The organism is Actinomycetota bacterium, from assembly GCA_040881665.1.
Lineage (GTDB): Bacteria > Actinomycetota > UBA4738 > UBA4738 > HRBIN12 > JBBDWR01.
Window position 1 is genome coordinate 1 of the sequence record JBBECT010000001.1, and the last position, 8,404, is coordinate 8,404.

Here is an 8,404-nt window from a genome sequence, read left to right on the forward strand (position 1 = left end):
AGGGCAAGCAGGGCCGGTTCCGTCAGAACCTGCTCGGCAAGCGCGTCGACTACTCCGGTCGTTCGGTGATCGTCGTCGGGCCCGAGCTCCGCTTGCACCAATGCGGACTCCCCAAGCAGATGGCGCTCGAGCTGTTCAAGCCGTTCGTGATGAAGCGGCTCGTCGATCAGGCGCTGGCGCAGAACATCAAGAGCGCCAAGCGGATGGTCGAGCGCGCCCGGCCGCAGGTCTGGGACGTGCTCGAAGATGTGATCCGTGAGCACCCGGTGATGCTGAACCGCGCGCCCACGCTGCACCGTCTCGGGATCCAGGCGTTCGAGCCGGTGCTCGTCGAGGGCAAGGCGATCCAGATCCACCCGCTCGTGTGCACCGCGTTCAACGCGGACTTCGACGGCGACCAGATGGCGGTGCACGTGCCGCTGTCGGCCGAAGCGCAGGCCGAGGCGCGGATCCTGATGCTGTCGACCAACAACATCCTCTCGCCCGCGCACGGCCGTCCGATCGCGACCCCGACCCAGGACATGGTGCTCGGGATCTACTACCTGACGATCGACGGGGACCGTCCGGCCAAAGACGAGGACATCCCGCGGTTCGGCTCGGTCGACGAGGCGATGATGGCGCTCGACTCCCACGTCGTGGGACTGCACGACGTGATCAAGATCCGTCTGCCGGGCAAGGCTCTGCCGGCCGAGCTCGTTCCGGAGGGCTTCGACGCCGACTCGGGTCGCATCCCGCTGATCGAGACGACGGTGGGCCGCGTGCTGTTCAACGGCGCGTTCCCGGATTCGTTCGAGTTCAAGGACCTACACGTGCTCAAGGGCGACGTGCAGAGCTACGTCGACGAGAGCGTGCGCGCCTACGACCGCGCGGTCACCGAGGAGATCCTCGACAACCTGAAGAATCTCGGGTTCCACTACGCGACGCGTGCCGGTGTCACGGTCGGCATCGAGGACGTGACGACGCCGCCCGCCAAGCAGTCGATCCTCGACGAGCAGGAGAAGAAGGCGTCGAAGGTCGAGACGCAGTTCCGGCGCGGCATCATCACCGACGACGAGCGTCGTCAAGAGCTGATCGAGATCTGGACGCAGGCCACCGACGAGGTCAAGGACGCGATGGAGGCCGGGTTCTCCAAGACGAACCCGATCTTCATGATGGCCAACTCGGGTGCTCGCGGGAACATCATGCAGATCCGTCAGCTCGCGGGGATGCGCGGGCTCGTCGCCAACCCGAAGGGTGAGATCATCCCGCGCCCGATCAAGGCGAACTTCCGCGAGGGTCTGTCGGTGCTCGAGTACTTCATCTCGACGCACGGTGCCCGCAAGGGCCTGGCCGACACCGCGCTGCGAACCGCCGACTCGGGCTACCTGACCCGACGCCTGGTCGACGTCTCGCAGGAACTGATCATCCGCGAGGAGGACTGCGGCTCGGACCGCGGGATCCCCGTGACGGTGACGGTCACCAAGCCCGACGGAACGAGCGTGCGCGCCGCGCACGTCGAGACCTCGATCTACGGTCGCGTGATCGCCGAGCCGGTGAAGGTCGGCAGCAAGAAGGTCGCCGATGCCGGAACCGAGGTCGACGACGAGGTCATGGAGAAGCTGGTCGAGGCCGGGGTCGGCGAGGTCCTGTGCCGGTCGGTCACGACCTGCGAGGCCGAGGTCGGCGTCTGCCAGGCGTGTTACGGCCGCAACCTGGCGACGGGACGTCTCGTCGAGATCGGTGAGGCGGTCGGGATCATCGCCGCGCAGTCGATCGGCGAGCCGGGCACCCAGCTGACGATGCGGACGTTCCACACCGGTGGCGTCGCGGGAGAGGACATCACCCACGGTCTGCCCCGCGTGGTCGAGCTGTTCGAGGCCCGCAAGCCCAAGGGTGAGGCGCAGATCACCGAGCTGTCCGGTGTCGTCGCGATCGAGGACGACGACGAGAAGAAGGTCCGCAAGATCACGGTTACGGCCGACGACGGAGAGCAGGTCCAGTACGAGGTCTCGCTCCGCGCCCGGCTGCTCGTGAGCGACGGCGAAGAGGTCTCGGTCGGCCAACAGCTGATCGAGGGTTCGGTGAACCCGCACGAGAAGCTGCGCGTCGAGGGCGTCCAGGCGCTGCAGGTCCACCTCACGGACGAGGTCCAGCAGGTGTACCGGTCGCAGGGCGTGACGATCCACGACAAGCACATCGAGCTGATCGTGCGGCAGATGCTGCGCAAGGTGGCGATCATCGAGCCGGGCGACACGGAGTTCCTGCCCGCGGACGTGGTCGACCGCAAGCGGTTCGAGGAGACCAACGCCGAGATCGTCGAGAACGGGAGCACGCCCGCCAGCGCGCGGCCGATGCTGCTCGGGATCACGAAGGCGTCGCTCGCGACGGACTCGTGGCTGGCGGCGGCGTCGTTCCAGGAGACGACGAAGGTGCTCACCGACGCGGCGATCAGCGCCAAGTCGGACCCGCTGCTGGGTTTGAAGGAGAACGTGATCATCGGCAAGCTGATCCCCGCCGGGACGGGCATGAGCCGCTACCGCAACATCCAGGTGAAGATCGACCCGGACGCGATCCCCGAGTACTGGCTCGCTCGTCAGAAGGAGCTGGCCGAGCTGGCCGCCGTCGACGGCGAGCAGGCTCCGGTGGGTGCGGTCGGTTCGATCACCCGCGAGCAGGCCGAGGAGATGCTCGGTGGCGGTGGGCCGACGCCCGTGCCGGCCGGCGCCGACAAGGAGAAGCGCTCGTAGGCGCGGCGGCGCGGCGGCGTAGGGTCGCGGTGCGCTCGGGCGTGTCGGTGCCGCGTGCGATGCTTCGCTCCGGTTCATCGTCAGCTGCCTGACGACTTGACCCTGCTCTGTTGCTCGCGATGACGTCAGCTGCCTGACGACTTGACCCTGCTCTGTTGCTCGCGATGACGTCAGCTGCCTGACGAACCGTCCCGCAGTGAGGCGCGCTCGCGTCAGCTGCCTGACGAACCGTCCCGCAGTGAGGCGCGCTCGCGTCAGCTGCCTGACGAACCGTCAGGGGGTTGACGCTTTCGTCCGATCCACAGCAGCCTCGAGTCGTAAGGGGGCTGACGCGTTCTCCGAAATAGCTCCTCCCCCCAGTCGTAAGGCGGTTGACGCACGCGCCGGCCGCCGGAGGGAGGCATCAGCGCCATGGAAACCCCTAGCACCCCTGCCACCGGGACCGACCCTCCGACCCCGAGCCGCCGCCCCCACGATCGGCTCACGTGGCTGTTCCATCACGCGATCGGGGCGAACGAGGCGGCCCTTCGGGACATCTTCAGGGATCTGGACATCACGATGGCCCAGTTCCTCGCGCTCACCGACGTGGCCCGCCTCGGCGAGGTGCCGCCCGCCCACCTCGCCTGCGCCTCCGGCATCAGCCGCCAATCGATGCACGCATCACTCCGGCGCATGCAACGTGCCGGCCTCGTGCGACTCCACCCCGCCTACGACGGCCGTGGCGCGAACGTCGTGGCCATCACCAAGCGAGGAGAGGCGGTGCGCAAGCGCGCCGAGGAGCAGATCCTCTGGTTCGAGCGGTTGATCGCCGCACGCCTCGGCGATCCCCGGCGTGACGAACTCGCGCACCTGCTCCGCGCGTACGTGCGGACGATCGAGCAGCTGTGGAACAGGCCGTCGGTCGCGGCCTGGCAGTGGGACGACTGAATCGCGAGATCGCACGCGCGATCACTCGGCCCGGGTGAGCTCCATCAGCTCTTCGTGCACGGCGGGCGGACCGGCGACGATGTTCCCGGCCAGCCAGTCGCCACCGCCGTTCCAATCGGTCACCACGCCACCGGCCTCCTCGATCAGCAGACCGCCCGCGGCCACGTCCCACGTCGACAGCGCCAACTCGAAGAACCCGTCGAACACGCCCGCGGCCACCCACGCGAGATCCAGCGCAGCGGCGCCGGGGCGTCGTAGATCCTCGAACCGAGTCAGCGCCCAGCGGAACACCTGCAGGTACTCGGGCAGCAGGTCCTTCCGACGGAACGGGAACCCCGTTCCCACGACGGCTCGGTTCGGGGGCCGCGTCGACACGCGCAGACGAACCGGTTCCTCACGGGCACCCTCCCGGAGCCCGAACGCTCCTTCGCCGCGTGCCGCAACCCAGGTCTCCTCGAGGAACGGCGCGTGGATCGCTCCGACGAGGGGGCGTCCCTCGTCCACGAGCGCGACCGACACCCCGACCAAGGGCAAGCCGTGGACGAAGTTCGTCGTTCCGTCGAGGGGATCGACCACCCAGTAGCGATCCTCGTCCACTCCTCCCGCCCGCCCACCGTCCTCCTCGGCGAGCACCTGCACGTCGGGGGTCTCGGCCGCGAGCAGATCGAGGATCGCCCGCTCGGAGGCCCGGTCGACCTCGGTCACGTAGTCCCCGGCACCCTTGTCCTCGGCGGCGCGCTCGCCGGCTCCGCTACGGACCACCTCTCCGCCGCGCCGGGCGGCACGCTCGGCGAGGGAGCGGAGGGCGCGCAGATCCGAGGAGACGCGGGACACGCCCGGGACGCTACCGCACCCGGGACCCGCGCCACGCGCACCACGCGCACCACGCGCACCACGCGCGCGCACCTCCGCTCAGCCGAAGAAGATCTCGGTGACCCAGACGGTGGCGCCGTTGCACACGTCGGGATCCGCGGGGGTGCGGGCGACCCCGATCCCGACCCGGCGGAACCGCGGGCCGAGGACGTTCTTCCGCGAGGACCGGCGGCGCATCGTCGCGCGGTGGAACCGTCGCACCGAGCGGTGGCACCCCACGTTCTCGGCCCACGACCGGAACCGGTACCCGCGATTCTCCAGCTTCCTCGGAAGGTTGCGCGAAGGAGAAATCTGCTCTGACCGTGCCATCCGGCGGCTGTGCTGCTCCGCGAGCCGGTCGGCCTTCCGGGCGCCCTTCAGGGGCCGCAGGTCGCGCTGTTTCCGATCCATGTTGATCAGCCGTCGAAGATCGGTCTCCGGACTCGCCCCCGAGGTGCCCACGGGTCCCGACAACACGACCAGGCACGCGATCGCGACGGCGATCAGCGCTCGGTGCGATCTGGGAGAGCTCGTCGGGCCACGCATAGGTCGGGTAGCCTAACCCAGACGGGGGACCGGACGCCCGTTCGTGCCGTACGACCTGCGACGGAGCCCTCCGTCGCGTTGACGGTCGGGTTCCGTGCCTAGTAGCCTTGTCCACCGCGCCTCGCGGGCAGTTGTTGTCCGCGGATCCGAGTTGTCCGAGGGGGTTCCCAAGGGACGTACCGCGCGTTTGACAGCGCTCGTCGTCGTCCCTGGAAGCCGGGCCCGCACGGTCCGGCTTCTCGTTCGGAAGGCCCCGAAACGTGCACGACCGACCACGGAAGACCTATGCCTACGATCCAACAGCTGGTTCGCAGCGGCCGCCAACGGCCGCGCAAGAAGAGCAAGGCCCCCGCGCTGAAGAACTCGCCGCAGCGGCGGGGCGTCTGTACGCGCGTGTACACGGCGACCCCGAAGAAACCGAACTCCGCGCTGCGGAAGGTCGCGCGCGTTCGGCTCAACAGCGGCATCGAGGTAACCGCGTACATCCCCGGCGAGGGCCACAACCTCCAGGAGCACTCGATCGTCCTCGTCCGCGGCGGCCGCGTGAAGGACATGCCGGGCGTTCGCTACAAGATCGTCCGTGGCACCCTCGATACCGCAGGGGTCCGCGAACGTAAGCAGGCTCGTTCGCGTTACGGCGCGAAGCGAGGGGGCGAATAACCGATGCCTCGCCGTGGCCCTGCGTTCCGTCGTGAGACCGCTCCCGACCCGGTCTACCAGAACCCGCTGGTCACCCAGTTGATCAACAAGGTCCTGCTCGCCGGCAAAAAGAACACCGCCGAGCGGATCGTCTACAAGGCCCTCGAACAGATCAGCGAGCGCACCGCGAACGACCCGGTGATCACGCTGAAGAAGGCCGTCGAGAACGTCCGCCCGATGCTCGAGGTGCGCTCTCGGCGCGTCGGTGGTGCCAACTACCAGGTGCCCGTCGAGGTACGTCCGAGTCGTGGGAACACGCTCGCGCTGCGCTGGCTCGTGAACTTCGCGCGCGCCCGCCGCGAGAACTCGATGTCCGACCGGCTGGTCGCCGAGATCATGGACGCATCGACCGGGCAGGGCGGGTCGGTCAAACGCCGTGAAGACATGCACAAGATGGCCGAGGCGAACAAGGCGTTCGCGCATTACCGGTGGTGATCGTGGCTGAGGCAGCGGAAGAGATCAAGGGACGTCAGTCCGGAGGGTCCAGCAAGGACCTCGTTCTCCGGGAGTTCCCGCTCGCCCTGACCCGCAACATCGGGATCATGGCCCACATCGACGCGGGCAAGACGACCACGACCGAGCGGATCCTCTACTACACCGGCAAGGCATACAAGATCGGCGAGGTCCACGAGGGAACCGCGGCGATGGACTGGATGGTCCAAGAGCGCGAGCGCGGCATCACGATCACCTCGGCGGCCACCACGTGCCAGTGGAAGGGCCACTGGATCAACATCATCGACACGCCCGGCCACGTCGACTTCACGGTCGAAGTCGAGCGGTCGCTCCGGGTGCTCGACGGCGCGGTCGCGGTGTTCGACGCCGTCGCCGGGGTCGAGCCCCAGTCCGAGACCGTGTGGCGCCAGGCCGACACCTACGACGTTCCCCGCATCTGTTTCGTGAACAAGATGGACCGCACCGGTGCCAACTTCGAGCGCACGGTCGAGATGATCGTCGACCGCCTCGCGGCCAACCCGCTCGTCCTGCATCTTCCCTGGGGCACCGAGGCCGACTTCCACGGGGTGATCGACCTCGTCGCCTTCAACGCCCACTACTGGGAGGGCGAGATGGGCGAGGACTGGAAGGACGTCCCGATCCCCGACGAGTACCTCGATCGCGCGAAGGCCGCCCGCCACGAGCTGTTCGAGAAGCTCGCCGAGGTCGACGAGTCGCTGATGGAGAAGTTCGTGATGGAACAGGAGCCCTCGAAGGAGGAGCTCCAGACCGCGATCCGCAAGGCGACCCTCGAGGCGCACGGCGTTCCGGTGCTGTGCGGGTCCGCCTTCAAGAACAAGGGCGTCCAGCTGTTGCTCGACGCGATCGTTCACTACCTGCCGGCGCCGACCGACGTAGCCCCGGTGGTCGGACATCGGCCGAACGGCCCCGATCACGAGCTGATCCGCAAGCCCGAAGACACCGAGCCCTTCTCCGCCCTCGCCTTCAAGATCATGTCCGACCCCTACGTCGGCCGCCTCACCTACATGCGCATGTACTCGGGCGTCCTGAAGTCCGGAACCCACGTCCTCAACTCGACGAAAGACCGCAAGGAGCGGATCGGGCGCATCCTGCAGATGCACGCGAACCACCGCGAGGACAAGGACGCCGCGTTCACCGGTGACATCGTCGCGGTCGTCGGGCTCAAGCAGGCGAAGACCGGCGACACGATCTGCGACCCCGCCGAGTCGATCGTGCTCGAGGCGATCAGCTTCCCCACCCCCGTGATCTCGGTCGCGGTCGAGCCGAAGACGAAGGCCGACCAGGACAAGCTGGGCACCGGCCTCGCGAAGCTCTCGGACGAGGACCCCACCTTCGTCGTGAAGTTCGACGACGAGACCGGCCAGACCGTGATCTCGGGCATGGGCGAGCTCCACCTCGACATCATCGTCGACCGCCTCAAGCGTGAGTTCAGCGTCGACGCCAACGTCGGGAAGCCGCAGGTGGCCTACCGCGAGACGATCCGCAAGGCCGTGCACAAGGTCGAGGCGCGCTTCGTGCGCCAGACCGGTGGCCGCGGCCAGTTCGGTCACGTGTACATCGATCTCGAGCCCACCGGCGAAGGCGGCGGCTTCGAGTTCGTGAACAAGATCGTCGGAGGTTCGATCCCACGCGAGTACATCGGACCGGTCGGCGCCGGCATCCAGGAGGCCGCGGAAGGCGGCATCCTCGCGGGCTACCCGCTCGTCGACATCCGCGCCACGCTCGTCGACGGCAGCTACCACGACGTCGACTCCTCGGAGATGGCGTTCAAGATCGCCGGTTCGATGGCCCTGAAAGAGGCGGCCAAGCGCGCCACCCCCGTGCTGCTCGAGCCCGTGATGGGCTTCGAGGTGATCACGCCCGAGGACTTCATGGGGGATGTGATGGGAGACGTGACCGCTCGCCGGGGACGTGTCGAGCAGATCGACGAGCGCGGCGGCCAGAAGTCGATCAAGGTGTTCGTGCCGCTCGCAGAGCTGTTCGGGTACGCGACCGAGCTGCGGTCCCGCACGCAGGGCCGCGCGTCGCACTCGCCGATGCAGCTGCAGTCCTACGCCGAGGTCCCGAAGAACATCGCCGAAGAGATCGTCGCCCGGGTACGCGGGGAATAGAGGAGAGGAACGCAGAGCATGTCCAAGCAGAAGTTCGAGCGGAACAAGCCGCACGTCAACATCGGCACG

At 67.9% G+C, this 8,404-nt stretch carries 7 protein-coding genes; 5 read left to right on the forward strand and 2 right to left on the reverse strand.

Translation table 11 applies throughout. The features are described 5' to 3' along the window. Together rpoC and WEF05_00010 are read left to right on the forward strand one after the other, a co-directional pair. A partial coding sequence (gene rpoC, locus WEF05_00005; GenBank protein MEX1100284.1) for a DNA-directed RNA polymerase subunit beta' occupies positions 1-2,726 on the forward strand: 2,726 nt, incomplete at its 5' end. Positions 2,727-3,137: 411 nt separating this feature from the next. After that, on the forward strand, positions 3,138-3,653 hold the full coding sequence (locus WEF05_00010) for a MarR family winged helix-turn-helix transcriptional regulator (GenBank protein MEX1100285.1): 516 nt from the start codon (positions 3,138-3,140) through the stop codon (positions 3,651-3,653). Between the two features lie 21 nt (positions 3,654-3,674). Here the strand turns inward: WEF05_00010 and WEF05_00015 are convergent, their stop codons facing one another. Next, positions 3,675-4,487: an inositol monophosphatase family protein gene (locus WEF05_00015; protein MEX1100286.1), complete on the reverse strand. Its 813-nt coding sequence runs from the start codon at positions 4,485-4,487 to the stop codon at positions 3,675-3,677. 78 nt (positions 4,488-4,565) lie between these two features. Further along, positions 4,566-5,051 (reverse strand): CAP domain-containing protein, encoded by a 486-nt coding sequence (locus WEF05_00020; GenBank protein ID MEX1100287.1) that lies wholly within the window; start codon positions 5,049-5,051, stop codon positions 4,566-4,568. A gap of 285 nt (positions 5,052-5,336) precedes the next feature. Between WEF05_00020 and rpsL the strand changes: the two genes are divergently transcribed. Genes rpsL through fusA form a run of 3 tightly spaced genes read left to right on the forward strand, consistent with a single transcriptional unit; the run spans position 5,337 to position 8,335 of the window. Further along, positions 5,337-5,711 carry a 30S ribosomal protein S12 gene (rpsL, locus tag WEF05_00025; GenBank protein ID MEX1100288.1) on the forward strand — a complete coding sequence of 125 codons (375 nt, stop codon included), beginning with the start codon at positions 5,337-5,339 and terminating at the stop codon, positions 5,709-5,711. A 3-nt stretch (positions 5,712-5,714) separates the two neighbouring features. Further along, positions 5,715-6,185, forward strand: a complete 471-nt coding sequence (gene rpsG, locus WEF05_00030) for a 30S ribosomal protein S7 (protein MEX1100289.1) — start codon at positions 5,715-5,717, stop codon at positions 6,183-6,185. A gap of 23 nt (positions 6,186-6,208) precedes the next feature. Continuing rightward, positions 6,209-8,335, forward strand: coding sequence for an elongation factor G (gene fusA, locus WEF05_00035; protein ID MEX1100290.1), 2,127 nt, complete (start codon positions 6,209-6,211; stop codon positions 8,333-8,335). Positions 8,336-8,404: the final 69 nt, after the last annotated feature.